General features: G+C 50.3%; 24 protein-coding genes and 2 pseudogenes. 13 read left to right on the top strand and 13 right to left on the bottom strand.

Annotated features, from left to right (window positions below; translation table 11 throughout):
* The first annotated feature begins 14 nt into the window (after positions 1-14).
* From MEB48_RS01430 to MEB48_RS01415, 4 genes and pseudogenes are all read left to right on the top strand, one after another.
* A complete protein-coding gene (locus tag MEB48_RS01430) occupies positions 15-1,376 on the top strand; it encodes an MFS transporter (protein WP_237881164.1) in 1,362 nt (453 codons plus the stop codon).
* A 477-nt stretch (positions 1,377-1,853) separates the two neighbouring features.
* Positions 1,854-3,200: an OprD family porin gene (locus MEB48_RS01425; protein WP_237881162.1), complete on the top strand. Its 1,347-nt coding sequence runs from the start codon at positions 1,854-1,856 to the stop codon at positions 3,198-3,200.
* 247 nt (positions 3,201-3,447) lie between these two features.
* Positions 3,448-3,636: pseudogene (locus tag MEB48_RS01420) on the top strand (histone-like nucleoid-structuring protein, MvaT/MvaU family); the annotation flags it as partial.
* 412 nt (positions 3,637-4,048) lie between these two features.
* A complete protein-coding gene (locus MEB48_RS01415; RefSeq protein ID WP_237881160.1) occupies positions 4,049-4,675 on the top strand; it encodes a TetR/AcrR family transcriptional regulator in 627 nt (208 codons plus the stop codon).
* Positions 4,676-4,718: 43 nt separating this feature from the next.
* On the opposite strand, the gene MEB48_RS01410 is transcribed toward MEB48_RS01415, so the two are convergent.
* The 6 genes from MEB48_RS01410 to MEB48_RS01385 all read right to left on the bottom strand — a co-directional run bounded on the left by MEB48_RS01410 (position 4,719) and on the right by MEB48_RS01385 (position 10,651).
* Positions 4,719-5,285 carry a c-type cytochrome gene (locus MEB48_RS01410; protein ID WP_237881158.1) on the bottom strand — a complete coding sequence of 189 codons (567 nt, stop codon included), beginning with the start codon at positions 5,283-5,285 and terminating at the stop codon, positions 4,719-4,721.
* Positions 5,272-6,573, bottom strand: a complete 1,302-nt coding sequence (gene soxC / locus MEB48_RS01405; protein ID WP_237881156.1) for a sulfite dehydrogenase — start codon at positions 6,571-6,573, stop codon at positions 5,272-5,274. Before soxC ends, MEB48_RS01410 begins: the two co-directional genes overlap by 14 nt.
* 222 nt (positions 6,574-6,795) lie before the next feature.
* Positions 6,796-7,683 (bottom strand): DMT family transporter, encoded by an 888-nt coding sequence (locus MEB48_RS01400; protein ID WP_442969044.1) that lies wholly within the window; start codon positions 7,681-7,683, stop codon positions 6,796-6,798.
* 304 nt (positions 7,684-7,987) lie between these two features.
* Positions 7,988-8,692 carry an OmpW/AlkL family protein gene (locus MEB48_RS01395; protein ID WP_237881154.1) on the bottom strand — a complete coding sequence of 235 codons (705 nt, stop codon included), beginning with the start codon at positions 8,690-8,692 and terminating at the stop codon, positions 7,988-7,990.
* Between the two features lie 164 nt (positions 8,693-8,856).
* Positions 8,857-9,630: an SDR family oxidoreductase gene (locus tag MEB48_RS01390; RefSeq protein ID WP_237881152.1), complete on the bottom strand. Its 774-nt coding sequence runs from the start codon at positions 9,628-9,630 to the stop codon at positions 8,857-8,859.
* A 109-nt stretch (positions 9,631-9,739) separates the two neighbouring features.
* Complete coding sequence (locus MEB48_RS01385) at positions 9,740-10,651, bottom strand: alpha/beta hydrolase (protein ID WP_237881150.1); 912 nt, start codon at positions 10,649-10,651, stop codon at positions 9,740-9,742.
* Between the two features lie 65 nt (positions 10,652-10,716).
* Between MEB48_RS01385 and MEB48_RS01380 the strand changes: the two genes are divergently transcribed.
* Positions 10,717-11,361 (top strand): TetR/AcrR family transcriptional regulator, encoded by a 645-nt coding sequence (locus tag MEB48_RS01380; protein ID WP_237881148.1) that lies wholly within the window; start codon positions 10,717-10,719, stop codon positions 11,359-11,361.
* Between the two features lie 266 nt (positions 11,362-11,627).
* On the opposite strand, the gene metC is transcribed toward MEB48_RS01380, so the two are convergent.
* Entirely contained in the window at positions 11,628-12,818 is a 1,191-nt protein-coding gene (metC, locus tag MEB48_RS01375; protein ID WP_237881146.1) for a cystathionine beta-lyase, read from the bottom strand.
* A 381-nt stretch (positions 12,819-13,199) separates the two neighbouring features.
* Between metC and MEB48_RS01370 the strand changes: the two genes are divergently transcribed.
* From MEB48_RS01370 to MEB48_RS01340, 7 genes are all read left to right on the top strand, one after another.
* On the top strand, positions 13,200-14,684 hold the full coding sequence (locus MEB48_RS01370) for an amino acid permease (RefSeq protein WP_237881144.1): 1,485 nt from the start codon (positions 13,200-13,202) through the stop codon (positions 14,682-14,684).
* 106 nt (positions 14,685-14,790) lie between these two features.
* Positions 14,791-15,354, top strand: coding sequence for a TetR/AcrR family transcriptional regulator (locus MEB48_RS01365; RefSeq protein ID WP_237881142.1), 564 nt, complete (start codon positions 14,791-14,793; stop codon positions 15,352-15,354).
* A gap of 385 nt (positions 15,355-15,739) precedes the next feature.
* A complete protein-coding gene (locus MEB48_RS01360) occupies positions 15,740-16,294 on the top strand; it encodes an OsmC family protein (protein ID WP_237881140.1) in 555 nt (184 codons plus the stop codon).
* A 96-nt stretch (positions 16,295-16,390) separates the two neighbouring features.
* Positions 16,391-17,164 carry an SDR family NAD(P)-dependent oxidoreductase gene (locus tag MEB48_RS01355; protein ID WP_237881138.1) on the top strand — a complete coding sequence of 258 codons (774 nt, stop codon included), beginning with the start codon at positions 16,391-16,393 and terminating at the stop codon, positions 17,162-17,164.
* Between the two features lie 175 nt (positions 17,165-17,339).
* Entirely contained in the window at positions 17,340-17,963 is a 624-nt protein-coding gene (locus tag MEB48_RS01350; RefSeq protein ID WP_237881136.1) for a TetR/AcrR family transcriptional regulator, read from the top strand.
* A gap of 65 nt (positions 17,964-18,028) precedes the next feature.
* Entirely contained in the window at positions 18,029-18,724 is a 696-nt protein-coding gene (locus tag MEB48_RS01345; protein WP_237881134.1) for a DsbA family oxidoreductase, read from the top strand.
* Between the two features lie 72 nt (positions 18,725-18,796).
* Positions 18,797-19,126 (top strand): thioredoxin family protein, encoded by a 330-nt coding sequence (locus MEB48_RS01340; RefSeq protein ID WP_237881132.1) that lies wholly within the window; start codon positions 18,797-18,799, stop codon positions 19,124-19,126.
* 37 nt (positions 19,127-19,163) lie between these two features.
* Here MEB48_RS01340 and kefC read toward each other — a convergent pair whose 3' ends face one another.
* The 6 genes and pseudogenes from kefC to MEB48_RS01310 all read right to left on the bottom strand — a co-directional run bounded on the left by kefC (position 19,164) and on the right by MEB48_RS01310 (position 24,484).
* A complete protein-coding gene (gene kefC / locus MEB48_RS01335; protein ID WP_237881130.1) occupies positions 19,164-20,990 on the bottom strand; it encodes a glutathione-regulated potassium-efflux system protein KefC in 1,827 nt (608 codons plus the stop codon).
* 1 nt (position 20,991) lies between these two features.
* Complete coding sequence (gene kefF / locus MEB48_RS01330; protein ID WP_237881128.1) at positions 20,992-21,513, bottom strand: glutathione-regulated potassium-efflux system oxidoreductase KefF; 522 nt, start codon at positions 21,511-21,513, stop codon at positions 20,992-20,994.
* A gap of 164 nt (positions 21,514-21,677) precedes the next feature.
* Entirely contained in the window at positions 21,678-21,896 is a 219-nt protein-coding gene (locus MEB48_RS01325) for a tautomerase family protein (protein ID WP_019579167.1), read from the bottom strand.
* A gap of 526 nt (positions 21,897-22,422) precedes the next feature.
* Positions 22,423-22,695, bottom strand: a pseudogene (locus MEB48_RS01320) (hypothetical protein); the annotation flags it as partial.
* Between the two features lie 287 nt (positions 22,696-22,982).
* On the bottom strand, positions 22,983-24,107 hold the full coding sequence (locus tag MEB48_RS01315) for an alkene reductase (RefSeq protein WP_237881126.1): 1,125 nt from the start codon (positions 24,105-24,107) through the stop codon (positions 22,983-22,985).
* A 44-nt stretch (positions 24,108-24,151) separates the two neighbouring features.
* The gene (locus MEB48_RS01310) at positions 24,152-24,484 is read right to left on the bottom strand and encodes a carboxymuconolactone decarboxylase family protein (RefSeq protein ID WP_237881124.1); all 333 of its coding nucleotides are present in this window, start codon (positions 24,482-24,484) and stop codon (positions 24,152-24,154) included.
* Between the two features lie 314 nt (positions 24,485-24,798).
* On the opposite strand from MEB48_RS01310, the gene MEB48_RS01305 reads away from it, so the two are divergent.
* Complete coding sequence (locus MEB48_RS01305) at positions 24,799-25,383, top strand: acyl carrier protein phosphodiesterase (RefSeq protein WP_237881122.1); 585 nt, start codon at positions 24,799-24,801, stop codon at positions 25,381-25,383.
* Positions 25,384-25,410 lie beyond the last annotated feature (27 nt).

Here is a 25,410-nt window from a genome sequence, read left to right as displayed (position 1 = left end):
ATCGGATTGCCATGATGAATAACCAAATTGACGCCTTTCGTGCTGCACTTGATCAACGACCGCTCTCGCGGTATCAGATCCAAACACTTGTACTCTTGATTCTGTTACTCATCTGTGACGGATACGATGCTCAGCTATTGGGCTTTGTTGTCCCAACCCTAGCGCAAGAATGGGAAACGCCAAAAGCTGCATTTGGTGTTGTTTTCACCTGCAACCTACTTGGGCTCACCGTTGGATCTTTGTTGCTAACCCCCTTAGCTGATCGCTTCGGCGTCAGAAAAACTCTTCTGAGCTGTGTGCTGCTATTCGCTGGTCTGACGCTTTTGTCGGCTTGGGCTAATGATATCTACACCCTTGCGGCCATTCGCTTTTTATGCGGAGTAGGAATGGGAGGGGCCATGCCAAGCGCAATGGCCTTAATGGCAGACTATGCGCCGCCCAGGATGAAGACGTTCTTTGTGACAATGGCGGCCGCCGGGTTCGCATTTGGCGGGGCGGTGGGTGGCTTCATCGCGGCAAGCATCATGCAAATTTACGGCTGGCATAGCATTTTTATCGTCGGAGGGGTCGCTCCTTTGCTATTGCTGCCCTTTTTGTATCTCTGGCTCCCTGAGTCTCTGTCCAGGCTGTTCAGAGCTAAGCACATGAGCGCTGCGCTGAGCAGGATGCTCGATAAATTCGTGCCGCAATGGACGCCACCAGCTCCTGTACTAGAGGAAGGAAAGCCGCAGAAAGTAACGATCGTTGATCTTTTCCGTTACGGATATCTGAAGCCAACCATTTTTATCTGGGGCTCATGTATTGCCAGTTTTACTCTGCTGTATTTCACCGTCAGCTGGTTGCCGACTTTATTAAGAGATACAGGCTTTTCTTCCAGCGCCGCTAGCCTCACAACATCTGCCTTCCTGGCATCCGGTACGCTAGGAGCTGTCACGCTTTCGTATCTAGCGGACAAGGTGAAAAGCAAAACCTGGTTGGTGGGTAAAGTCATGGTTGTCTGCGGTCTTGCCACTGCTTCAGTAGGTTTTGAACATGGAAACGCTACTTTCACGATTCTTGCCGTTATGGTGGCCGGGTTCTGTCTGATCGGGGGGTCGCTTACATTGAATGGTGTAATCAGCAACTTCTACCCGCCGCATATTCGTGCAACTGGAGTGGGTTGGGCGCTAGGTGTAGGTCGACTAGGCGCGGTTTCAGGCCCTCTCGTTGGAGCAATGTTGATTGCCATGCAGATTCCTTTAGTTGGCGTAATGCTGCTAGCAGCGATCCCTGCAATATTATCAGGCCTCTGCGCCATTAATATTACTCACCCAGATACAGGCACCACCAAACAACCTGGGCAAGCGTTAGGCACTAACCAACTGCCTAAGGTGTAAGGGAACTATCAGGCGTCTCAGTAGGGGGCGGTGATTTTTCACGGCACATATAAGTCCGTAGCGCTTAAACCGTGCTACGGGTTCTTTTTCGCCCCAAGGCTAACTACGGCGACACTTCTCACTCTTGGATGTCTGCAGGTATTGTCGTAGAGCTCGTACAGACTTTGCTGCCGCGCATGCGTCGCTAAAATTATATTAATTATAACCTGGCCTTAGATTGGTCTTATCTAAACTTGATCCTCAAGGCGTCTGATAGGCTTGCTAAGTCAAGCTCCCATATCATCAGCGGAGTAGTGCACTTTGATATGTGCGTTACCCCAGTGATGTTGTTCAATCTATATATGTCGCGCTCAAAATTTATGTTGTTAAGTAGCTATTGGCGTTAGAACTGCATGTGCGTGGGGGCGGTTATCTGCCCAGCGCTGATTCTCACAGCTGCACGATCTTCATTATAAAAACAATATTTGGAAGATAGACATGATCGTAAAAAAAATAACTTGTGCTGCATTGCTTTCTGTTGTTTTCTTCGAGGCTCGATCTGATGAAACCGTTTCCCCTGAGTTTATTGACGACAGTAAACTTACGATCACATCCCGAAATTTCTACTTTAATCGAGATTTTCGACATGGAATGAGCAATGGTGCAGGCACGAATGCTTTCAAAAGTGCGGATGAGCGAAATGGTTATGCTGAGGAATGGGCGCAGGGGTTTATGGCCAATTTCTCATCAGGGTTCACGCCGGGTGCAGTGGGCTTGGGTTTTGATGCCTATAGTTTTCTGGGTTTGAAGCTCGACAGTGGCGGCGGCCGAGCGGGAGTGCGTTTGACGCAGTTAAGTAGTGATGGCGAGCCACGTGACCACTTCAGCAAGTCAGGTGGTGCTTTGAAGGTGCGCTATGGTGAAGGATTGTTTCAATACGGCAACCTCTTTCCAAGTGTGCCTGTATTGTCGGTAAATACCGTAAGGCTTTTCCCTAGCTCTGCTACTGGAGGGATGCTTGCATGGGATATCGATAAACTGCATCTAGATGCGGCGCATTTTTATGGGCAAGGCGGTGTCGACTCATCGAATAATCACGATAAATTTACCACTGACTATGGTTTGCCGATTGCTATTAAGTCCGTTAGTTATACGGGTCTAAAATATAATTCTGGACAAGCATTAAAGGCGTCAATCTATGCGTCTGAGGCGAAAGATACTTGGAGGCAGTACTATGTCAATGGCAGTTACACTCATGCAATCAGTAATAGTAAGTCTATTAATTTTGACGCCAATTTATACCGTACGGTGGATACTGGGCGCCAACTCGCAAGTGTGATCGATAACACTACTTGGTCGTTATCAATGGCCTATAAATATCAAGCTCATACATTTATGTTTGCTTATCAAAAGGTTGAAGGAGACGAGCCTATGGATTGGCTGGGATTTGGTACGGCGCCTGGTGCCGTTACTCTAGCAAATGCAATTCAGTTCTCGACCTTCACCGAGCCAAACGAGCGCTCTCTTCAGCTTCGCTATGAAATCGATATGGCATCGTTTGGCGTACCGGGCCTTTCCTTCATGACGCGTTATGCGAGAGGGGACGATGTCCGCAATCGGGGCAGCGACAACACGTTCTACACGCGCCGATACGTCTATCCCGAAGGCGATGACGTGCGCCATTGGGAGCGAGATATCGAAGCTCGGTACGTCGTACAGTCTGGCCCGGCTAAGGCATTGTCCATTCGTGTGAGGCAAGCTACACACCGAGGATCGACCGGCTATCGATATGCCGATAACAACGAAGTTCGCGTGATCGTGGACTATCCGATATCGATCTTCTAAACGAGGTGCCTTCCCCAAGCAACTGAGAGGGGCAAAGGACTGAGCCAATTCGATAGGGGAAGGGGACAGACCGGAAACGGCCTGCCTCCTTTATTCATTTATCAGATTTATTGGTGATAGAGAGGCGATGATGTAGTCGCCGCGATCAGGAGATTGTCGTGTATCCCCTGCCGTCACTAGGACGTATTGCTTACCGGTCTTGGGAGAGATACGTAGCTCATTGGAGTGGCTTGCGAGCCAACGGGTGCCTGACGCTGGTCGCCGTGCTCCGGCTGCCGAGGCTAAATCTGTCGGCCGTAAACCCCGCCAGGTGAAGGTCTACAAAAAACCGCACACCGGCGAAGTCGTCGAAACCAAAGGCGGCAACCAGAAAACGTTGAAGGAGTGGAAAGCTAAGCACGGCGCCGACACCGTGGAGTCCTGGCTGACCAAGTGAATTTAGTTTGAGTACAAAAGGGCCCTACGAGGGCCATTTTGTATTTAGCAGTAGCGTATTACCCCCGCTTTAGTCCGCTCTGTCGAAGGCTATCCTGAGAGGAAGCAGCCGCGCACGAACCAGCTAATTGCCGTTAGGTATGGTTGTTTTCGTCTTAACAGCCATTAGCTGGTAATTGTCCTGTATTCAATACGGATGCTCAGCTTGTTCAATATATTCTAGATTCCGACGCTGCTTCTTTTAATTAATGCCATCCTCAAAGGTCAAAAACACCTCACCTGTGATATAAATTGTGTACCGACCGGTCGAGTCGCTGGTCGTATCAGATCAACCGTACAGCTGACCTCACTGTAATGCCCGCTGAATAGGGTCATGATCTAGTGAAAAATTTGTATCAGAAGGAAGGAAGCGCATGGCAAAGGCTGAAACGGCTGGCCAGTTGCCCATTGCCGAAGGTGGCACTAAAGAACGCATTCTGCGTATCGCAGCGGAGCTATTCTCCACCCGAGGCTACCATGCGACCGGAATGGCCGAGCTTGAAAAAGCAACCGGGTTAGGTCGAGGAGCGCTTTACCACCACATAGGTAGTAAAGAGGAGCTATTGTTCGAAATCACGAGCCGTTACCTGAGGGTGCTGATCGCGAAAGGTGTTCCATTAATTGATACCGATCTCCCCGCAGAGGAGAAGTTTAGGCGTTTCTCGTCGGTGGTCATGCGCGCCATTGTCGATCATCTTGCTGAAATGACAGTTTGTTTCCGAGAGGTCTATTCAGTGATTGGCGAACGTAAAATAGAGTTGCTTGACCTTCACCGCCAGTACGAGCAGATCTGGTTGGCAATACTGAAGTCGGGCGTTGAGGAGGGAGTATTCATTACAGCGGACTCCTTAGCCGTCAAAGGGATACTCGGAATCCACCACTACAGCTACTTATGGATCAAACCTGGTGGCCGGCGCTCGCCAGAGGCAATCTCTGATTTTTTCTGCCAGATGTTACTCCCTGGGTTGAAGACTCCTACTCTTGTGCCTCATCGGGTGTGAGGTCAGCCTCTAGACCTCAGAAGCTGACGCTCCAGCTCTCGGACTATTGACAGTCCTTGTAGCAAGGCTTCACTTTGACATCGGGCCTATCGTCGACGTAGAACGCGTCGCGATTTGGCATTTTGACCTTTATGAGAGTCTCCGCATTAACCGTAGCGTTCGCTTCCAGAAGCTCGTTTTTGTTCAGAATATAACCAACCACTGAGTACACCTGATCATTGCTCAACGATTGAGGCTGTTGGAACGGCATAGCGCGCCTGACGTAGTCGTATAGTGTGGTCGCGTAGGGCCAATAGCTGCCTACTGTTTTCACCGGTTTTTTAGAGGTTAGAGTGCCTTTTCCGCCCATTAGCGCTGGCCCCATGCCACCCTCGAGGTTGGCGCCATGACAGGCAAGACAGGATGTCTGATAAATCTTCTCTCCGTCCATGACTGTACCTTGACCGGCGGGCAGGTTCTTACCATCGGGGGCAACGTCAATATTCCAACTTGCGATTTGTTCCTCTGTCACTGAATGTCCCAAACCATGCTTCTGGTCAGCCGCTACATTCGCAACAACACAAATACTTAATACCCCCAGCTTCATGACTATCATTTTATGCACGGCCATTTGTCACCTCCCCATTGGAGTTGATTCGCCAAGGCTGGGTAGCATTGTTGTGGTAGAAAGAGACCTCTCCGCGCACTTCCTTCAATTGTTCGAGGCTTGGTTGAACGTACCCTGTCTCATCAATAGCGCGGCTCATAATGACCATTTCCGTTCCTAACCATTCGAATGGAGCGCGGAATGCCGTCAGAGATTTATTGAGTACAGGTTCTTGGAGCTTCGCTTCATACCAGTTACGCCCGCCGTCGACGGACACATCCACTCGCATAATTTTTCCGTTTCCGCTCCAAGCGATGCCACGCATTTCATGGAGGCCTTTGCGTGTGAGTTTATGCGTACCTGAAGGGGAGGTGATGAGCGACTTGCATTCCATCACAAATGAGAACTTTCTTGATCGTCCATCGGCCATGAGATCGGTGTATTTGGCCGTTTCTTCACGGCTATAAGCAGGAGCATCGGTCACGTGTAAACGCCGTAACCATTTGATGTGGGTATTGCCCTCATATCCAGGTACTAGCAAGCGTATTGGGTACCCTTGCTCGGGGCGTAGCCTTTCACCGTTCTGGCTATACACGACCATTACGTCATCCAAACATTTCTCGATCGGTATGCTTCGAGTCATGGCTGCACCATCTGCCCCTTCAGCGATAACCCATTTCGCCTCAGGCTTAAGACCTGCTTCTTCCAATAGTGTTTTTAAGGGCACACCAGTCCATTCGGCACAACTTACCAAGCCAGCTACTTCAGCCGCAGTTTTGCCCCATGGCGGTAAAAAGGAGGGATTTCCTGAGCATTCGATGAAGTGAATGCGTGAGACGGATGGAAATTGCCTTATCTCATTCACAGTAAATAGAAGTGCTGCTTTCGTCAGTCCATGAATCACCAGTTGGTGATTCGCAGGATCGATGTCTGGAACCCCTGCGTGATTACGTTCATAGAACAGTCCGTTGGGTGTGATGATTCCATCCAATTCTTGGAGTGGGGAAGTGCTATAGGCTGACATTGGTTCCTTCAGCCCAGGGTACATATTGCGTACTGCATTAGTCTCAAACTTAGAAGGTTTACCGTAGGGTACAGCTGTGGGGCCGCCTAAAGTTTTTGTCCAGGCCGGCACCTCCAGCTGCTTGCCTCCAACGGCACTACTAACAGAGGATTCTGTAGCTCGTACAAGAGGTGCAAATGTTGCACCGAGTGCCGCTGTGCCGACGATCATGCCTGTTCTGCTAAGGAAGTCTCGACGAGCCAAGGTTGTGGCAATCCCAGTTTTGTCATCTGTTGAGTCATTCTTCATTTTTGTTCTCCTGATCAACAAGTATGGCGGCCCACCGGCACCTCACGCTGTACCGATCGGTCGGTATTCAGTGTTTCAATGGCCAGCCTAAAAATCAACCTTCAAAGTGCCGAACGGCCAGGCCATTCGATTCGCTTGCTGACCAGGGGCTCCAACTCATAGCATCTGCATCGAGGAGTCCGCCCCCGCGAATGTCACCTGTGGCGATTGAGATCCCGGAAATCAATTAGCTCCATTTGCTAAACGCTTGTCGCTAAGCACCAAGCCAATTCCTCCTAACACTGCCAACGATGTCAGCGCTAAGCGAACGGTGAGATGCTCACCCAGAATGAGTACCCCAGCGAGAGACGCTAAGACAGGAACACTCAATTGGATGGTTGCTGCTCGAAACGATGAAAGCGAACGTATCGCTGCGTACCAGATGGCATAACCAACACCTGAGGCAATTGTCCCAGACGCAATGGCACAAAGAGCCCCCCAAAAATCGATCGAAAAGTCATTAACGAAGGGGATCGATGCCAAAAGCATCATAGGGACGGCTCGCAAGAAATTTCCTGTAGTCGATGCGAGTGGGTCGTTCGATTGCTTGCCGATTAATGAGTATCCGGCCCATGCAATGCCTGACAACAGCATAATTCCAGCGCTACCAAGCGCAGGCGCACTTGTCCCGGGTAATAACAAGGCCACAAGACCTCCAATAGCAAGCAGTAGCCCTACAACCGCGACTCCCTGCATCCTCTCGCCTTTGCAGTAGCCGTAACCAAGCATGGTGAGTTGTACTGCGCCGAACAAAAGTAACGCGCCAGTTCCAGTTTCCAGGTTCAAATATGCGTATGAAAAAGCAAACGCGTAGGCGAACAGCGTGAAAGCGCCAAACCAGGTTCCTGATGGGCGGGAACTAGAACTTTTAATTGCTAGGAGCCCCCAAAGCATGATAGCTCCGCTCACCAAGCGTATTAGTGTGAAGGAGGTAGGATCAATTTCTGTATGACGAAGTGCAAGTCGGCAAAGCACCGAATTAGCTGCGAATGCCAGCATTGCTAAAGCAGTAAGTAGCACCACTTTTCTGGTGTTTTTTAAGTTTGACGGGGCAAATATTGTTCGTCTCACCAAGCGCCTCCAAAAAATAGGAATCTCTTTTACTGTCCACTTCCGGTGGCGTGTGTGGTATTTAGCTAAAATTCAAGTATCACGTTTGATTTCTTGAAACATAATATACCATCCAGTAGGTAGGCTGTAAACTGAATTCGTGCGACCTTGCCGAGGGCTCTAGACTCGGTCGTTGAGGCATTTTATGGTGATGGATTTGCCTAAGCCGATCAACCGGAACTCAATGTCAGTTGATCGGTACAGAGCAAGGGGAAGGCTTTTGAACTTGTTGAGTGTTATTTTTTGATATTTACTTATGGTATATTTAGAACTTGTATCCGATCAACAAGCCAAATGCATCCGGATTAGCCTTGGCTTGGATAGTTCTTTCAATCCTGCCGACGCCCGGTGTTTCTGTGGCAATAGTGGCCTTCGTTTTTATCCAATAATGAGAGTACCCCACGTCAAATACCCAGTTGTCTGAAAGAGGGAACTCCGCACCGAACTTCATCACGCCGCCCCAAGTGTCATCCAACTTCGCTGAACTCGATATGCCACCAAACCCGTTTGTATAAGCATCAGTCATCCGCTTGTCAGTATAGAATGAATAGTTCACTCCAGCTCCAACGTAAGGACGAAAACCAAAAACGTCGCGAAAGGTGTATTTCAGAATGATAGCTGGGAACCAAGCTTTCGCAGTAGCGATTTTACCAAGCGACTTCGCGGTGCCAGCAGCATCAACTTTCAAAGTTGGAGGTAGGCCACCTTGTAAAACTATAGACCAAGGCCCGGAAATTTGACGCTCGTAGATTATTGCTAGCGTTTGGGTGTTGTTGATATTTGCTGTAATTCCTGTTGGTGTCGTGCCAGCGGGGCCTTCTAAATCGCTTGTGCTGGTATGAAAGTGAATATCAGCAAATCCTAATTTCACAGCATTCATCGGCTGATCGGATTCCGCGTGGGCTCTTGAACAGAAAAATACAATAAAGAGCAGGGTCACCAAGATATTATTTTTATTTTTGCTGGTCATAGTTATCTCCCAAGGCTAGTTTGAATAGCCTTTTATTGGATTTATTTTTTGGGTGGCTAACATCGTCTATTGCAGAAATATAGCGTTCGGCGAATACAGTCAGACAGCCGATCGCGCCGAAAATATTTTACGAGTCATGCAAGTTCGCAGTGTGATGAATGAGCTTAGTAGCCACTTAGGTGTTTCATAGCGGCTCTGCGAACATTTTTTGGTAGCAGTTTATTAATGGCGCGGAGTAGGCGCGGGCGCCAGGTGTCTACTTCCCAGTGGACGTGTTTGCGGTTCTGCACTGCTTTCCAGATGGTAGCGCTCACATCATTGGCGTTAAGCTTTATGCCAATTGATTGTACAATTTTTCCGTCTAGGTTTTGCATCATGGGGGTCGCAACAAAATTTGGCATTACATCGCATACGTAGATACCATGACGATCCCATTCGATGTTAATCGCCTCAGTAAATCCCTTTACCCAAAATTTACTTGCTGAATATGAGGCCTCACTTGGCACGCCATACTCTGAGCTTAGAGAGCACATGCTGATCATTGATGGCTGTGAACTTTTCTTTAAATATTGAAACGCATGAAAGGTTCCGATTTGCACCCCCTTAACATTCACATCTGTTAACGCAAGGTGTTTTTCAAGTGATACTTTTTCAAAATCATCAATAAAGGCTATCCCTGCATTATTGATCAGTATGTCAATTGCTCCGCCGTTTTCTACAGCAAACTCCTTTAATGTCGCTGCGAAGTCCTCAGAATTGGTTACATCCAGTCGACGATAGAAATGATCGTTTCCTAAAGTTTTCTTTAATTTTTCCAGATCTCTTTCGTTGGCGTCAGTTGCGGCTACACGATATCCCTGCTTGGAAAACATTAAAGCAGTTTCCGCGCCAATGCCTTTGGCTGCGCCAGTGATGAATACAGTAGGTTTGATAGTCATTATTATGCCTTCATGTGAGAATTCATAAGCCAGTTACCTAGTCTGCGTTCGGCGACTGTTAGTTATCTTGGGAAAACGTTTTTCTTTTTTAGGGGATACGTTTACTCCGTTATGCAAGGCGAAAGCTTGCTGCGCCACGTGAGACGCGGCGTTTGAGAAATGCAATTTCCTTTTCGATAACTTGCTCAAAGGCCTCGCCGACATAGATATCGAAGTGGCCTTCTTGGCAAATGTGAATCTCAGCATCCATAGTTCGTTTGGCGTAGTGCAGTGTCGGGCCAGCAGGGGCAACGGTATCTGTCTCGCAGATGCAGAACAAAATGGGACAAAAAATCTTTGGTGTTTTCTTTCCTGGCCGATAAAACGCGATGGACAGCGCAAAACGCGCAGCCACGTAATTTTTGAAAGGGAATTTGTCTGGTACCAATCCGAGGTAACCAGATTCGGCATCCTTGGCCGTCATAAGTGCAGCGGAGCCCTTTGGCCCTGCAATTTTTACCGGCACTGGCGCAATACCAAGTATCGAGCAGACCACGTCTGCCACGCCTAGCATGGTCAATTTGAGCGAAGTCAGCAGATTGACTTTGAAAAACGACGCTAGGCCGTCGGTGAAAGGGCACTGGGCGATTACCGCTGCGATTTTTTCGTCAGCAACGGCAGTGTGGATCACATGGCCTCCACTGAAAGAGGATCCCCACAGAATTACCTTTGCCGGATCCAATTCCTTTTGGGTGCGGGCATAGGCGACGGCTGATCGCCAATCTTCCTGTTGGCTCGCTATATCTAGGAGTTGCCGAGGTTCACCTTCGCTCGCTCCAAAGTTTCGGTAGTCGAATACCAGACAGGCATACCCGGCCTCGCAGAACCGCTCAGCAAAAGCATCCAAGCGCATTTCTCGTACTCCACCGAGACCGTGAGCCATCACGACCACCGGGTGCGGGGAGGGCTCTTGCGGTAGGTACAGCCAGGCGGCGCAGCTTGCACCCTTGGACGGAAACGATACATCTAGACGTTGGGGCATGGTGGAGTCCTTATTGTTTTTTTGATCCTATTCCAAAATTGGAATGCCTTACAATAAAGTTCTTCATGTATACTCGCGCCATGACAAAAATCACCTTTCCCACACGCACCCAACGCAAGGCTGAGGCCACGCGGCTAGCAATTATTGAAAACGCCGAAGCCTTGATACTGGAGGGTGGAGCAGTCGCCTTGACGCTCGAAGCCGTCGCGGAACGAGCGGACGTTGCGGTGCAGACCATCTACAACCGAATTGGTGGACGATCAGCATTGCTTATGGCAGTTGCTGAAAGGGCCTTTGAGGAAAACAAGGCCTACATGGATGCCGCTTATGCCGCAGCTGGGACGCCTTTGGAGCGACTTCAAATGGCCGCTAAAGGTTACTTTCGGTTCGCTTTTGAACGCCCAAATGAGTTCCGACTGCTAGCGGATCCTCCTAATGAGCCTGAAGCTTTATCGCGTGTAAGCGAGTTGGTAAGGCACCAAAACAGCAAAATGGAAGCCGCCATTGCCGATGGCATCTCTGACGGTTCGATTGATCCGGCTGTTGACCCATACCTTGCCACTACCTCCATGTGGGCAGCAGCTAATGGCGTCCTGAGTTTAATGTGGCGAGCGGATTCAGTTCCGACAAGTCCGGAATTGATGGAGCAGTTATTGGCGCAATGGATGACTATCGTTATTAAAGGCCTCACTTCCCATGGAAGCTTATAATGCCGGAAGCAGTGTTTTCAATATAGGGAAGGGAATCGACCATGTGCTATGGTCAACTATCAGAAATGATCAGCAACCATCGTCCATGCCTCTGATCGCAGTTGGTGTTAGCACAGAGCTTTCTATATAAAAACGCTTGCCCCCAGATTTTGTTGCAGGAGAACGACTCCTGCTGTCCCGACACCAGGTCGAGTAAAATGTGAGAACCGAGTACCTCACCTACATACGGCAAGCACAGCCCATAAAGGGCTGTGCCTAATGCAGTTTTATGAATATTTGGCAGTGTGTTGGCTGCGTAAAATATTAAATCTCGCAAAGCCTTCTTCGAGATCGGCGATAAGATCAGATGGATCTTCAAGACCAATATGAAGTCGCACAAGGTGCCCATCAACTTCCCAAGACGTCGCACTTCTAACGGGTTTGGGATCGGCGATCATCGCCAAGCTTTCAAAACCGCCCCAAGAGTAGCCTATTGAAAACAACGATAGGTTATCCAAGAGTGCATCTGCCGCTGCTTGTGTGGAAGGTTTGGTCACGAAGGATAGTAGGCCTGATGCTCCTTTAAAATCCCTTTTCCATAGCTGGTGCTGGGGGTGAGACTCTAATGCAGGATAATAAACTGCTTCCACTTCCCCGCGTGTCTCCAGCCACTTGGCGACAGTCGTAGCGTTTTTGTAATGACGTTCCAGTCGCACATCCAGCGTCCTCATTCCTCGTAGCGCCAATGTCACATCATCCGGACTAGCAAACAAGCCCATGTTGAAATGGAATCGCTTGAGGTTATCCCACGCACGCTTGGAGGCTGATACGGTGCCAAGAACGGCATCGGAGTGGCCGACGATATATTTTGTGGCCGCCATGATGGACAGATCGACACCAAGTTCCAATGAAGGAAAGTAAAGCGGTGTACCCCAAGTATTGTCTGCAATAACCAGGATGTCATGTTCGTGGGCAACCTTGGCTATTGCAGGGATATCTTGTATTTCCAGAGTCAAGGAGCCAGGAGATTCGGTATAGATGGCTTTAGTGTTTGGCTTGAGGAAATCTACGATTCCGGCACCTATTGTCGGATCGTAAAACGAGACCTCGATTCCAAGGCGGCGACCCACCTGCTCACAAAAAGCCCTTATCGGCGAATATACGTTGTCCGCAATTAGCAGGTGATCCCCAGCTCCCACCACAGACAGTATGGCAGTCGTACATGCAGAGAGCCCTGAAGGGCAAAGAACCGTGCCTTCCGCCCCCTCCAAGTGCTGGAGGGCCTGAGTCAATGCCTCCGTCGAAGGGTTATTCCATCGGCCATACATATATTTTTGGCGTCCCTCGCGCATCGATTCACACGTAGGGAAAGCCACAGTGGAACCCCGGTAAACCGGTGTATTCACGAAGCCATGATGCTGATCAGGCTCGATAGACGCGTGGGCGAGTAGGGTTTGTACGTTTTTATATTTTTTCATACCGAATCCAATTCTTACCTTGGTGAGTTGGGTTGCGCAGCTACCGCAGATTCAAGATTAAAATGCCATTCACATTAAAAGTCTACCATTAGGTTGGCATGTAGTAAAAAAACGTTTAAAAACAATGATTTGAAAATATAGAAAAATAGAGTTTGCATGGCTCCCATGTGAATGGTAGGTTTTTGGTGTCTCGGGATTTCGCTACCTGGTCGACCTAAAAGCGATGATCTGAGCGCGCTATGGCATTAAGCGGGAGAGGTTTAGTGTCGTTGACGACATTGGAGCTCGAGGCGTTTCCCGCACTTCCCATGGGATGGGAGGAAGAAGTTAAGTTTGCAAGAGATAAGAAAAAAAACTGCAAATAAATCGTTCGGGTGAGACATGAAAAAACAAAAAATTCAATCCCTTTCAGAAGTTCAGTGCAGTAACGAACTGAAAGATAGGTCGAACTGGCTTGATTCCCATGAAAGCGGATACTCAAAACACTTAAAAAAACGTCACGTACAGATGATGGCGTTAGGTGGGGCAATCGGCACCGGGTTGTTTTTGGGGGCGGGAGCTAGACTGCAAATCGCAGGGCCTGCACTTGCAGTTGTTTATTTAATCTGTGGCATCTTCGCTTTTTTCATCTTAAGGGCGCTTGGTGAGCTGGTAATGCACCGTCCAAGCAGTGGTAGTTTCGTATCCTATACCAGGGAATTTATGGGAGAGCGTGCTTCCTTCGTTGCTGGCTGGATGTATTTTCTCGTTTGGGCGTTAACAGGGGTTGTTGATATAACCGCGATTGCTATTTATATGAAGTATTGGAGCGTTTTTTCAGACGTTCCTCAGTGGATTTTTGCATTAAGCGCCTTGGGCGTAGTTACATTGATGAACATGGTTGGTGTTAAGTGGTTTGGTGAAATGGAGTTCTGGTTTGCCGTAATTAAGGTCGCTGCTATCAGTGTGTTCTTGGTGATTGGTTCGTTCTTCTTTGCTACGGGCCATGAGGTTGCCGGGCATATTCCAGGCTTACACCTGATTACAGATAACGGGGGAATGTTCCCGCATGGGCTTCTGCCTGCAATTATCATTGTACAAGGCGTGATCTTTGCTTATGCGAGCATAGAGTTGGTGGGGACTGCCGCTGGCGAGACGGCGGATGCTAAAAATGTTATCCCTAAAGCAATCAATGGTGTGATCTGGAGAATAGGTCTGTTTTACGTAGGGTCAGTATTTTTACTCGTTACTGTTCTACCTTGGACAGCTTATAGCGCTAACGTTAGTCCTTTCGTAACGTTTTTTGAGGCGCTGGGGATTCCTGGGATTGGCTCCGTTATGAACATCGTTGTAATGACGGCGGCGCTCTCAAGTCTTAATTCTGGTTTGTACGCAACTGGTCGCGTATTGAGATCGCTTGCCATGGGTGGGTCAGCGCCAAAAATGTTTAAACGCATGAGTACCCAAGGAGTACCCTATATGGGGATCTTGGTCACCATGGGGATTAACGTATTTGGTGTTGTACTAAATTTTCTGATTCCATCGCAATTATTTGAGCTCTTACTGAACCTGGTATCGCTGGGGATTCTTTCGACTTGGGCATTCATTGTTTTATCGCAAATAAATTACCGTCGTGCTGTCAAAAGAGGTGAGGTCGAAATGGTCTCATTTAGAATGCCCGGAGCGCCGTTCACCTCTTGGCTAACCCTTGTTTTCTTGCTTGTGGTATTGATTCTCTTGGCGTTCGATTATCCCAACGGAACTTACACCGTTCTTTCTATACCGTTAGTCGCTGGAGCGCTGATGCTGGGTTGGTCGAAGGCCGTCCGTTCCAAAGCAGCGGGCTTGGAAGAGATTGAGGGTACTTCCAGCCATGTAGGAGTCTAGCTTAATAGCGATGAGGGCACGTTTCACGACGTTCTCTCATCGTTTGAGTTGAACAATAGTTTTAAGACGGTTAATATGCTTTTATCAAAAATTCTAGGTAGGCTTTATGAGTACGCGTTCCGACCTTTTAACCACTGCCGAGATGTTGCTGCGCACCAAAGGCTACGCTGCATTTAGCTATGCAGATTTGGCTGACGAAATTGGTATAAAAAAGGCGAGTATTCATCACCACTTTCCTACAAAGGAAGGGCTCGGAATTGCCGTCATTGAGAGTTATCTTTTTAGGTTTTCCAAGAGCTTGGAGTTAATAAACGAAGAAAGCTCCGATACAATCATTCGATTGAAAGAGTTTTCGGCGCTGTTTGTCGATAGCTCAAAAAATGGAATGCTACCTCTTTGCGGTGCGCTTGCTGCTGAACTTTCTGCTCTACCGGACAGCCTTAAAGAGCTGACCAAAAAATTCTTCGAAATACATATTGCCTGGTTGGAAAGTAACTTAGTAATAGGTCAATCTCAGAATGTGATAAAAGCAGAACTCAATCCCAAAGAGATTTCACGAGCGATTTTGAGCTTGCTTGAAGGTAGCAGTTTTGTTTCCTGGGCGCTCAACGACAATGTGGTTGATCAGTCTGGGTTTGATTTGATTTTAAAAAATATTATCGTATCGTAATTTGCACTTAGAACATCTTGTTGTCATTTAGCTAGCAGATCCCTCTTTAAGTTTTTGATTCTGCCCATCTTTTTAGGTGGGCCTCTCTCGTTATCCCTCAGATGCGCTAAAGATATTTTCTCCTTAGCGGTATCCCTTCGCCCAAACACAAAATGTTACGTGCGCATGCCTGTTCAGATGCTGCCTCCGTCTGTCCGGTCGGACAGGCAGTGTTTTGCTATGCGCTACGTTTAATGAGGCTTGAGAGCCGGTTGCGTCATTAGCAGCTTGGGTGGCTCATGCGATTTAACGAAAATTCTATTGCAACCCATCCTACCAGTTGGTAGAGTTGTTTCGTAGAACCTTTAACCCACGCGCAAAAACGCATTCACAGAGGACTTATCAGATGACGAATAACCTGAACGGTATTGACGTAGCCGCCCTGCAGCAGTTTGCCCAAGGTGTTGCTGAGGATGCAGGCAAGCGCCACGCCAGCTTTAACGTCAAGACCCAGTGGAAAGGCCAGACCCGCTCTGTGGCGAAAGTCAGCCGCTATAGCCTCGCCGGTGAAACCTATTCGCGTGATTTTGAAATCGCCGCCGATGAGCCAAATGAGTTGCTGGGCCAGAACACTGCACCTAACCCTCAAGAACTGCTGATGGCTGCTCTCAACGCTTGTATGTCGGTGGGTTATGCGGCCAACGCCGCCATGATGGGTATCAAGATCCACAGTCTGGAAATTGAGACGGACGGTATCCTCGACCTGCGCGGTTTCTTGGGCCTCGACGAGAGTGTCAACCCAGGGTATGACGAAGTGAGCGTCGTGATTCGCCTGCACACCGACGCACCTCGTGAGCGCGTGGAAGAGCTGCATAAAAATGTGATTAAGACTTCGGTCAACTACGCCAACTTCTCGAAAGCCATCCGTATGGTGCCGACCCTCGAGGTTCGCGAGGACTGATTTTCAACGGTTTGATTCTCTGAACCCTAAGAGCGCCAGCAGACGAATGATCTCTGGCGCTGCGATTTTCGAAAACTTGGTTAGCTGGAGTATGAAATGAACGATTTTTTTAAAGGTAAGAAACTGCTTGTGGTAGGTGGTACCAGTGGCATGGGTCTGGAAACTGCCCGCATGGTGCTGAAAGCTGGCGGCAGCGTAGTGTTGACAGGCAGTAAACAAGACAAGGCAGACGCCGTTCGTAGCGAGTTGAGCGCGCTTGGCCCGGTTTCCGTGATAGTCGCAAACCTCATGACTGAAGAGGGTATGAATTTCGTTCGCAACGAAATCAATGCCAACCATAGCGATATCAGCCTGATGGTGAATTCCGCCGGCATTTTCATTCCCAAAGCCTTCACCGAGCATGACGAAGCTGAGTACGACATGTACCTGTCTCTCAATCGTGCGACGTTCTTCATCACCCAAGCGGTGGTAAAGAACATGCTCGCCGCCAAGCGCGAAGGATCAATCGTCAACGTCGGCTCAATCGGTGCCCAGGCTGCACTGGCAGGCTCGCCGGCCTCTGCCTACTCCATGGCGAAGGCAGGTCTGCATGCGCTGACCCGTAACCTGGCAATTGAATTGGCTCACTCGGGTATCCGTGTCAACGCCGTCTCGCCAGGGATCGTTCACACCTCGATCTATGAAGGGTTCATGGACAAAGAGGCAATTCCAGCAGCCATGGAATCGCTTAACGCATTCCATCCGCTGGGGCGTGTGGGTGTTCCGGAAGATGTCGCCAACACCATCCTGTTCCTACTGTCGGACAAGACGTCCTGGGTGACAGGCGCTATCTGGGACGTGGATGCTGGAATTATGGCCGTTCGTGCCTGATTTCAGCTAACGCTGTCTGATGGAAGTCGTCTAAATCGACTTCCATTCCCTCACTAAGAGTGCTGGGAGGTGCAACGGCTCGAACGTTAATCCAAGGCCATTTGACTGGCCCAGTTGGCAGCAGCTTGCCAGCTTTTGGTGTAGGGCGGCTGAACCCTAGCCGCAGGAGTTTTTAATGTCCGTTTCGACAAGAGCAGCGCTGTTAAAAGTCGCGGAAAACCAGATGAGGTCTAAGGGTTACTCAGCATTTAGTTACGCTGATCTAGCCGCGACGATTGGTATTAGAAAAGCCAGCATTCATCATCACTTCCCGACCAAAGAGTGTCTCGGTCAAGAGTTGATCAAAGACTCAATCAATCGCTTCGAAGCGACCATTAGGTCAATTGAAGACACTGATAAAGATCCTTTGATGCGGCTTCGAGCTTTTTCTCGTCTGTTTATCGTCAGTGCGAATGATGGGCTTCTACCTTTATGTGGCGCACTGGCGGCAGAAATGGCTGCACTACCTTCATCGCTTCAAGTGCTTACTCGAGTCTTTTTCGAGACGCAACTTGACTGGCTCCAAAGAGCCATCAGTGAGGCAGCTATTCAGAAAGGCTGGTTACTGGCCAAGCCCGCTCAATCCTATGCATTCATGCTGTTGAGCGCATTAGAGGGGGCGAGTCTCATTGATTGGACATTGGGCAGATCAGCAGATCCTTTAGCTGGGTTCGACTGCTTGCTCGAATCGGTGGAGCGATCAGCCGCAATGGCTGCTCGTGAGATCAGACATACCAGTGGGCATCAACAGAGTTGTTAACAATCGCTTTTAGCCTTCCCTTAATAGCGACGACTTCTTCTACTTCCTTTAAAACAGAGTGATTTATGAGCAGTGTTTCGAAGAAATTTGTAGTAGATATTTGGTCTGATTACGTCTGTCCTTGGTGCTGGGTCGCTAAGCGTCGTTTTGAAAAAGCGCTTGAAAATTTCCCTCACAAGGACAGCGTTCAAGTCAACGTTAGAGCTTACCGTCTAGCCCCGAACCACGTTGCTGAGCCTATGGTAGGAGCCCTCAAGCGTAAATTGGGTAGTCCAGCCGCTGCTGTAACCATGATGAGTACGGTGAAGCAATATGGCCAATCTTCGGGGCTTGATTACCGTTTTGAAACCATGCTGTTTGGTGACACTGCGGATGCGCACGTATTAGTCAAAGCAGTCGAAGATGAAGCAGTGAAGAAAAACCTGGTGGAAGCGCTCTATGAGCAAAGTACCACCCAGGGTAAATCGCTCTTTGACAGAAAAAGTTTAGAGGCGATAGCAAAGTCTGTAGGGGCATCTGATGAGTCAATTCGACTCGCATGGTCATCCCCGGATCTGCGTCTTCAGATGCAGGTAGACGAGCGCACAGCGGCCCGATTCGGCTCAGGCGTTCCGTTTTTTGTGTTTGACAATGCATTTTCCATCTCGGGTGCTCAGCGCCCAGAAGACTTTCTTCAAGCATTGAATCAAATGTATTTGGAAGCAAAGGGCAAGGAGGAATCGTTCAGCGGTCAAGTCTGCGGTATTGATGGATGTAATTGATGCTAGAGACTTTGCGATACCTATTGGTGCTGCAATCTCTAGATTTGAAATGGCGTTGTGGGTGAGGTGCAAATGAACCGTATCGTAGACTTGAAAGCCGAACAGTTCGCCAAATTCGTTGCAAAAGGCAGCAGCGTCGTGCTGTTTTCGGCGTCTTGGTGCAAGCCATGCCAAGAAATGAAGCCGGTTTTTCACGACCTGGCAGACAAGCTGCATTCTCGCGCCGACTTCGGAAGGATTGATGTGGCTATTTCGCCGACGATTTCCCAAATGTACGGTATCCGGTCAGTGCCATCCTTGGCGATTTTTCACGAAGGGCGGTTACGCTTGGTTCTGGCCGGCTCTCGATCGGTTGGCGCGTTGAAGAAAGCAATCTTGGCTGACTTAAAGGACATCCTGTAGGCCGGTCTCAAAATGGCTTTAAATCGTTCGAGCTTCGTTAGCTATCTTTCTCCTCTGCCTTGGCTCGACTTTGCTCCGGCCAGTGAATGATCGGATGAGCTCTATCTTCATTGAAGATTTCCGTTAGCAGGGCGTTGGCCCGCTTGTATGCGTCGTACTTGAACTCGGTGTCGTCTCCGGGCTGCGTGGCCATTTCTTCAAGCATTTCCTGGTTCAGGCGGCGGAATCGATCCGCTCGTTCACGGGCCTCGTAGCGCCCGACGCCCAGTAGTTCCAGCGCTTTGCGTCCAAGGGACAAAGCGCTCTCAAAAGTCTCCCGCTCGACTGCCTCTATGCCCATCTGGCGTAGGGTAATGATGTGCCCCATATCGCGAGCGCGCACTACCAGTTTCAGGGAGGGAAAGTGCTCTTGGGCCAGCCGGGTGAGTGCCAGGTTATCGTCCTGATTGTCGATGGCGTTGATCAGCACCACTGCTTGAGCGGCACCGGCGGCGTGCAGCAAATCAAGACGGGTCGCGTCGCCATAGAACACCTTGACCCCGAACTTACGCAACGTCTCGATATGATCGGGATCGTGATCCAGCACCACTACTTCAAAGCCACAGGACATCAATAGACGGCCCGCGATTTGGCCGAATCGACCAAAGCCGGCGATGATTACCCGAGGATTGCGTTGGTCGATGGTGTCCGCTTCCTGATTGTTTTGTTTACTTGCGGACTCCAGGCGATTGAGCATAAGGATCAGCAGAGGTGTGACGCACATGGACAGTGCTACCGCCAAGGTCAGGCTTTTACCCCAAGGGTCGACCAGGATGCCGGCAACCGTTGCTGCGCCAAACACGACGAAGGCGAACTCACTGCCTTGACCGAGAAACACCGCTTGCCAAGAGCGTTGTTCGGTAGGAACACTCAAGAAGCGGCCAAGGAGTTTGATCACCAGCAGCTTGATCAGGATAAAACCCAAGGTCAGCGTAAAGACTTTCAGTGGCGCATCGGTCAGCGTGCCGAAGTCGATCGACATGCCGACGCCGATAAAGAACAAACCGAGCAGCAGCCCCTTGAATGGCTCGATGTCACTTTCCAGTGCGTGCCGGTATTCCGAGCTGGCTAACAGAACGCCAGCGAGAAATGCTCCCATCGCCATCGACAATCCTGCCTCTTCCAGCAACAACCCGAATCCAAACACCAGAAACAGCGCGACGGCGCTGAAGATTTCGCGCAAGCCCGAGCGCGCGACAAAGCGCAGAACAGGGCGAGAAACGTACTGGCCCAAGAGAACCACCGCGACGATCGCACCAACGATTTTTACGATGGACAGCGCGAGTTCAGCGCCGGAGGGCGTACCACCATTTGCTGCTAACAATGGAATCATTGCGACCAGCGGAATCGCCGCGATGTCCTGGAACAACAGCACGGCAAAGCTGCTGCGACCCACGGCAGTTGGGATCATGTTTCGCTCGTTCATGGCCTGCATGGCAATGGCGGTCGACGACAGACTCAGCGTTAATCCCACCAATAATGCTGCTGTCCAATTCAAGCCAAGCGCGGCGCAAAATACGGCAATTGCAACACCGCAGGCCAGCATCTGCAATGCGCCGCCACCGAAGACCATTCGGCGCATAGCCCAAAGACGTTTGGGATCAAGTTCTAGACCAATGATAAACAACATCAAAACTACGCCGATTTCAGCAAAGTGCAGGATGGATTCCACATCCGTTACTAGCTTCAGGCCCCACGGGCCGATCAGGCAGCCGGCCAACAGATAGCCCAGAACCGGGCCAAGTCCTAACCGAACGGCGATTGGAACTATCAAGGCAGCCGAGCCCAAGTAAATGAGCATTTCAATCAGACTGTGAGTCTCCATATCAATCTTCCTTCCAGGAGGCCAAGCGCGCGCAATAGTGCTCGATTTGTGAGTCTAGGGCGTCGGGTACAGCTGCATACGCGCCGTGCACCACGACTGGGTTCAGCCAGCGCATGTTGCAATAGATTGCTGTTGCGTGGAGGGGTTGAGCCAACACCGAGAAACCCGGGTGGTCGCCTATGTGGAAATGATCGTGCTCGCCACCCGTCGTGACGGCCCACATCAGACTCTTATCTTTGAGGGCCACAGAGCCTTTGCCGTATGCCCAACCGTGAGTGAATACTTTATCGATCCACAATTTCAAAAGGGGCGGGGAGCTGTACCAATACATCGGATGTTGCAATACGAGCATCTGTGCTTGTTCGATCGCTCTCTGTTCAGCCTCAACGTCGATGTTGAAGTCCGGATAAAGGTCATATAGGGATCGTATGGCGATGTTCGGATTGCTGGATGCGCGTTCGAGCATTGCTCTATTGACGAGTGATTTTTCGGGGTGTGGATGAGCGTAGATGATAAGAATCAAGATGACCTCCAGAATGTCCATTAGGTCGACGAGTGATTTTTCATTCAAGCACTTAGAGGCCCATTAATGTCTTTTGAATGAAAAAGCCCTCCCTCGAGAAGATGCCAAGTCCCAAGGAACAGATGCATCAAATCCAGAAAAGGCTTGATTATCAGGGCAGCGCTTTATTCGCCAGCTTGTAGCTTAAGTACTTTTTCTGCGGTGATTGGCTCTCCTGCAATACCCCAGCTGCCGCTTTTAACTTCCTCGAAAAGAACCCACGTGAGGGCACGCATGTTTTCACCCTCGACTGATACCATGGCCTCGGTAACTTTATGAATTGCCTCGGCTTTTTGTTCTTCCGTGAAAACGCCTTCGATACCTTTAATGATGACTAATGGCATAGTGTGCTCCATTCAATGAGGGCTTAAGGTCAGTGTCGAAGACGCCCATATCTTCGTGACGTTAGGAAAGCGGGTGGCAATGCACGCTTTGCATATACGCGTGAGAGGCAAAGCCTGCGTTATGACAGGCCGGCCCACGCACGACTGAAGGTAGGCTTTGTCTTAGGGCAATTACGCTTCAGCCGGAGCAGTCTGGTCAGCGCTGACATAAATTGGGTAGACATCACTACCTAGATGAAGCGACCGCATCGGAGCCAATACCACCGATCCGAATTTTAGTTTCATTGGAAGCTACTTGATTACTACCCACGCGATCCGAACTGTCAGCGGCCAAGCGGTTTGCCCTGACGTGATCGGCGCCATCAGCGGCATGGCGGTTTGCCCCGACATGATCAGCGCCATCAGCGGCCTGGCGGTTTGCCCCGACATGATCAGCGCCATCAGCGGCCAGGCGGTTTGCCCCGACATGATCAGCGCCATCAGCGGCCAGGCGGTTTGCCCCGACATGATCAGCGCCATCAGCGGCCAGGCGGTTTGCCCCAACGTGATCGGCGCCATCAGCGGCCTGGCGGTTTGCCCCGACATGATCAGCGCCATCAGCGGCCAGGCGGTTTGCCCCGACATGATCGGCGCCATCAGCGGCCTGGCGGTTTGTCCCAACGTGATCGGCGCCATCAGTGGCCAAGCGGTTTGCCCCAACGTGATCGGCGCCATCAGCGGCTTGGCGGTTTGCCCCAACATGATCGGCGCCATCAGCGGCTACCTGACCTGTGCCATGCTCAGCCCCGCTTCGTACCAATGCACCGACGCCGACTTTATCAGCACTATCAGACGCGACGGCGGAAGGTGTGGCTTGGCCATCAACAATCAATACAGAGTTTGCAGTGAACGGTTCTTGTACCTCTGCACGTAACGGCGATTGAGGCCCTAAGATGTATATTCCAATTGCTGATAGAAATAACCCAGAAACAATTTTACGGTTCATAACTTCTCTCCCTAACACTTTCAAATTCATTTTTAAGCTTGGTTAAGGTTCAAAACAGGCCAGCCCACGCATAACTGAACGCAGGCTGTGCCTTAACGCAATTACGCTTCAGCCGGAACAGCTTGGTTTGCGTTAACGTAATTCGGGTAATCGGTATACCCTTTGTCAATCGAATCGCTGACGCCGTAGTAAGTCGAGCGGTCACCCTCTGCCAATGGCCAGCCGTTCTGCATACGCTCTACCAGATCAGGGTTGGCAATGTAGAGGGTGCCGAAGGCGATCAGGTCAAGGTCACCTTTGGCCAGCTCAGACTCTGCGATCTCTTTGGTGAAGCCGCCGGCAGCCATCAAGGTGCCTTTGTACGCTTCACGGAATGCTGCGCCGAAACCCGGAGGTGTTTGCGCGGCGAGGATGGTTGGTTGGTAGTTCAGGTGAACGAACGCCAGTTCCCGTTCATTGAGGGCTGCCGCCATGCTCATCCAGGTTTCTGCTTCGCCTTCGTACACACCAAAGTCATACAGGCGGCCAAACGGCGAGAAACGCACGCCAATCTTCGAGCCACCGATTTCAGCAGCAATTGCGTCTATGGTCTCCAGCAAGAAGCGCTGGCGGTTGGCAATGGAGCCACCGTACTGGTCGGTTCGAGTGTTCAGGGCGCTGCTCAGAAACTGATCGAACAGAAAGCCGTTGGCAGCCATGATTTCGATACCATCAAAACCGGCGTCCATAGCCATGCGAGCAGACTTAACAAAATCCGCGATGACGCGTTTCACTTCGTCAGTTTCCAATGCACGAGGTGCGCTGGGTTGAACCGGGCCTGATTTGCCAGACTCGATCCAGGCATACACCGTGGTATCAACCGCAGGCACCGTACCCGAGGAGACCGGCACCATGCCATGCACCGAGAGATGGGACATGCGGCCTACGTGCCACAACTGCGCAAAAATCTTCCCGCCTTTGGCATGCACTTCTTCGGTGACGTGACGCCAGCCTGGCAAGTGTTCTTCGGCATAAATGCCCGGGGTGTAGAGGTAGCCACGGGCCTCGTCGGAAATAGGCAGACCTTCAGTGATCAACAGGCCGGCGGAAGCACGTTGCGTGTAATACAGTGCGGTGGAATCGTTAGGAATGTTGTCCAGCGTTCGGGTGCGAGTCATTGGCGCCATGACAACACGGTTTTTCAACGTAATACCGGACAGCTCGTAAGGGGTGAACAGCTTATTCATGATTAATCTCGACTTCGTTGAAGGATAGAAGATCGGCGCTTGATTCAGGACTTGTCGAACGCGTCGAGCACGTGAGTGCTGTAAACCAATGCGGCACCGGCATTCATGTTGATGGCTACACCCAATGCTTCGGCTACCTCTTCACTGGTTACACCGAGCTTCTTGGCTTCAGCTGCGTGGAAGGCAATGCAGCCATCGCAGCGAGTGGTCACGGCCACTGCCAGGGAGATCAGCTCGCGAGTCTTGGCGTCCAAATGATTGGTCTTGCCGCCGGCGGCGCCAAGCGCAGCCATGCCTTTCATGGTTTCCGGCGACAGAGCATTGAGTTCCATCAGGCGGGTATTGATGTCTTTACGGGTCTGCTTCCAGTCTTGCATGGGGTTCTCACGTGGGGCATTGACGCCCTGTAGTTTCGCGGGGTTATTTAAAATCTAGATACAGGCTACCATCTAGTTGGTAGGTATGCAATGGGCGATGCGACATTCGGCATCATCATGTCATTCTGAAGGTGACTGCGGGCGACACGTAGCTGGAGGATTAGGGTGGCTGGGCGGCTTTAATTCTGGTGTTGATGGCCTACCTAGTGAATGGTAGTGTTTCTGTTGATGGGTGATTTCGGACAGGCGGAGTACCGCTCAATCAATCCGATGGATGACCATTCAGAAAGTCATATAGCTAGTAGGAATCGCTGATGAACTACCTCGCACATCTTCACCTAGGTGGTCAGGAGCCTCAGCAGTTGCTGGGGAGTCTCTATGGGGATTTTGTAAAGGGGACGTTTTTAGGACATTTCTCTGCACAGACTGCAGAGGCAATCGTGTTGCATCGCAGAATTGATGCTTTTACGGATTCCCATCCATTGGTTAGAAGGGCGCTTGGGCGATTTCCTGTAACAAGACGTCGCTATGCGGGAATCGCGCTCGACATGTTTTTCGATCACTGCCTGGCGCGAGATTGGGAGCGCTACGCCGATGTGCCCTTGGATGTTTTCTCTAAAAAGGTCTACCAGCTTTTAGAGGGCGAGCCCGCACTACCGGAGCGATTGGCTCGGGTCGCACCGTTGATCATCGCGGAAGATTGGCTTGGAGCGTATAGGGATTTTTCGATGATCGGTCATGGGCTGGAAGTCATCTCCCAGCGCCTATCTCAACCAGAAGGTTTGCACGGTGCATACGAAGAGCTGACAGCGCTGTATGAGCCGCTAAGTGCGGATTTCCTAGAGTTCTATCCGTTGCTTTGGCAGTACGCTCAGGCTGATCGCGTCAGCGCAGGGTAATCCGGCTGCATCACATTACGCGCCTTT

Origin of the sequence: Pseudomonas sp. PGPR40 (assembly GCF_022014505.1) — a bacterium.
In the GTDB taxonomy this organism is placed as follows: Bacteria; Pseudomonadota; Gammaproteobacteria; order Pseudomonadales; family Pseudomonadaceae; genus Aquipseudomonas.
This window is presented reverse-complemented; position numbering and strand designations above follow the sequence as displayed.

Bases quoted from the DNA above. Each gene is read 5' to 3' on its own strand.
- MEB48_RS01430 (WP_237881164.1), top strand. From the start codon at position 15: ATGAATAACCAAATTGACGCCTTTCGTGCTGCACTTGATCAACGACCG.
- MEB48_RS01425 (WP_237881162.1), top strand. From the start codon at position 1,854: ATGATCGTAAAAAAAATAACTTGTGCTGCATTGCTTTCTGTTGTTTTC.
- MEB48_RS01415 (WP_237881160.1), top strand. From the start codon at position 4,049: ATGGCAAAGGCTGAAACGGCTGGCCAGTTGCCCATTGCCGAAGGTGGC.
- MEB48_RS01410 (WP_237881158.1), bottom strand. From the start codon at position 5,285: ATGGCCGTGCATAAAATGATAGTCATGAAGCTGGGGGTATTAAGTATT.
- soxC (WP_237881156.1), bottom strand. From the start codon at position 6,573: ATGAAGAATGACTCAACAGATGACAAAACTGGGATTGCCACAACCTTG.
- MEB48_RS01395 (WP_237881154.1), bottom strand. From the start codon at position 8,692: ATGACCAGCAAAAATAAAAATAATATCTTGGTGACCCTGCTCTTTATT.
- MEB48_RS01390 (WP_237881152.1), bottom strand. From the start codon at position 9,630: ATGACTATCAAACCTACTGTATTCATCACTGGCGCAGCCAAAGGCATT.
- MEB48_RS01385 (WP_237881150.1), bottom strand. From the start codon at position 10,651: ATGCCCCAACGTCTAGATGTATCGTTTCCGTCCAAGGGTGCAAGCTGC.
- MEB48_RS01380 (WP_237881148.1), top strand. From the start codon at position 10,717: ATGTATACTCGCGCCATGACAAAAATCACCTTTCCCACACGCACCCAA.
- metC (WP_237881146.1), bottom strand. From the start codon at position 12,818: ATGAAAAAATATAAAAACGTACAAACCCTACTCGCCCACGCGTCTATC.
- MEB48_RS01370 (WP_237881144.1), top strand. From the start codon at position 13,200: ATGAAAAAACAAAAAATTCAATCCCTTTCAGAAGTTCAGTGCAGTAAC.
- MEB48_RS01365 (WP_237881142.1), top strand. From the start codon at position 14,791: ATGAGTACGCGTTCCGACCTTTTAACCACTGCCGAGATGTTGCTGCGC.
- MEB48_RS01360 (WP_237881140.1), top strand. From the start codon at position 15,740: ATGACGAATAACCTGAACGGTATTGACGTAGCCGCCCTGCAGCAGTTT.
- MEB48_RS01355 (WP_237881138.1), top strand. From the start codon at position 16,391: ATGAACGATTTTTTTAAAGGTAAGAAACTGCTTGTGGTAGGTGGTACC.
- MEB48_RS01350 (WP_237881136.1), top strand. From the start codon at position 17,340: ATGTCCGTTTCGACAAGAGCAGCGCTGTTAAAAGTCGCGGAAAACCAG.
- MEB48_RS01345 (WP_237881134.1), top strand. From the start codon at position 18,029: ATGAGCAGTGTTTCGAAGAAATTTGTAGTAGATATTTGGTCTGATTAC.
- MEB48_RS01340 (WP_237881132.1), top strand. From the start codon at position 18,797: ATGAACCGTATCGTAGACTTGAAAGCCGAACAGTTCGCCAAATTCGTT.
- kefC (WP_237881130.1), bottom strand. From the start codon at position 20,990: ATGGAGACTCACAGTCTGATTGAAATGCTCATTTACTTGGGCTCGGCT.
- MEB48_RS01325 (WP_019579167.1), bottom strand. From the start codon at position 21,896: ATGCCATTAGTCATCATTAAAGGTATCGAAGGCGTTTTCACGGAAGAA.
- MEB48_RS01315 (WP_237881126.1), bottom strand. From the start codon at position 24,107: ATGAATAAGCTGTTCACCCCTTACGAGCTGTCCGGTATTACGTTGAAA.
- MEB48_RS01310 (WP_237881124.1), bottom strand. From the start codon at position 24,484: ATGCAAGACTGGAAGCAGACCCGTAAAGACATCAATACCCGCCTGATG.
- MEB48_RS01305 (WP_237881122.1), top strand. From the start codon at position 24,799: ATGAACTACCTCGCACATCTTCACCTAGGTGGTCAGGAGCCTCAGCAG.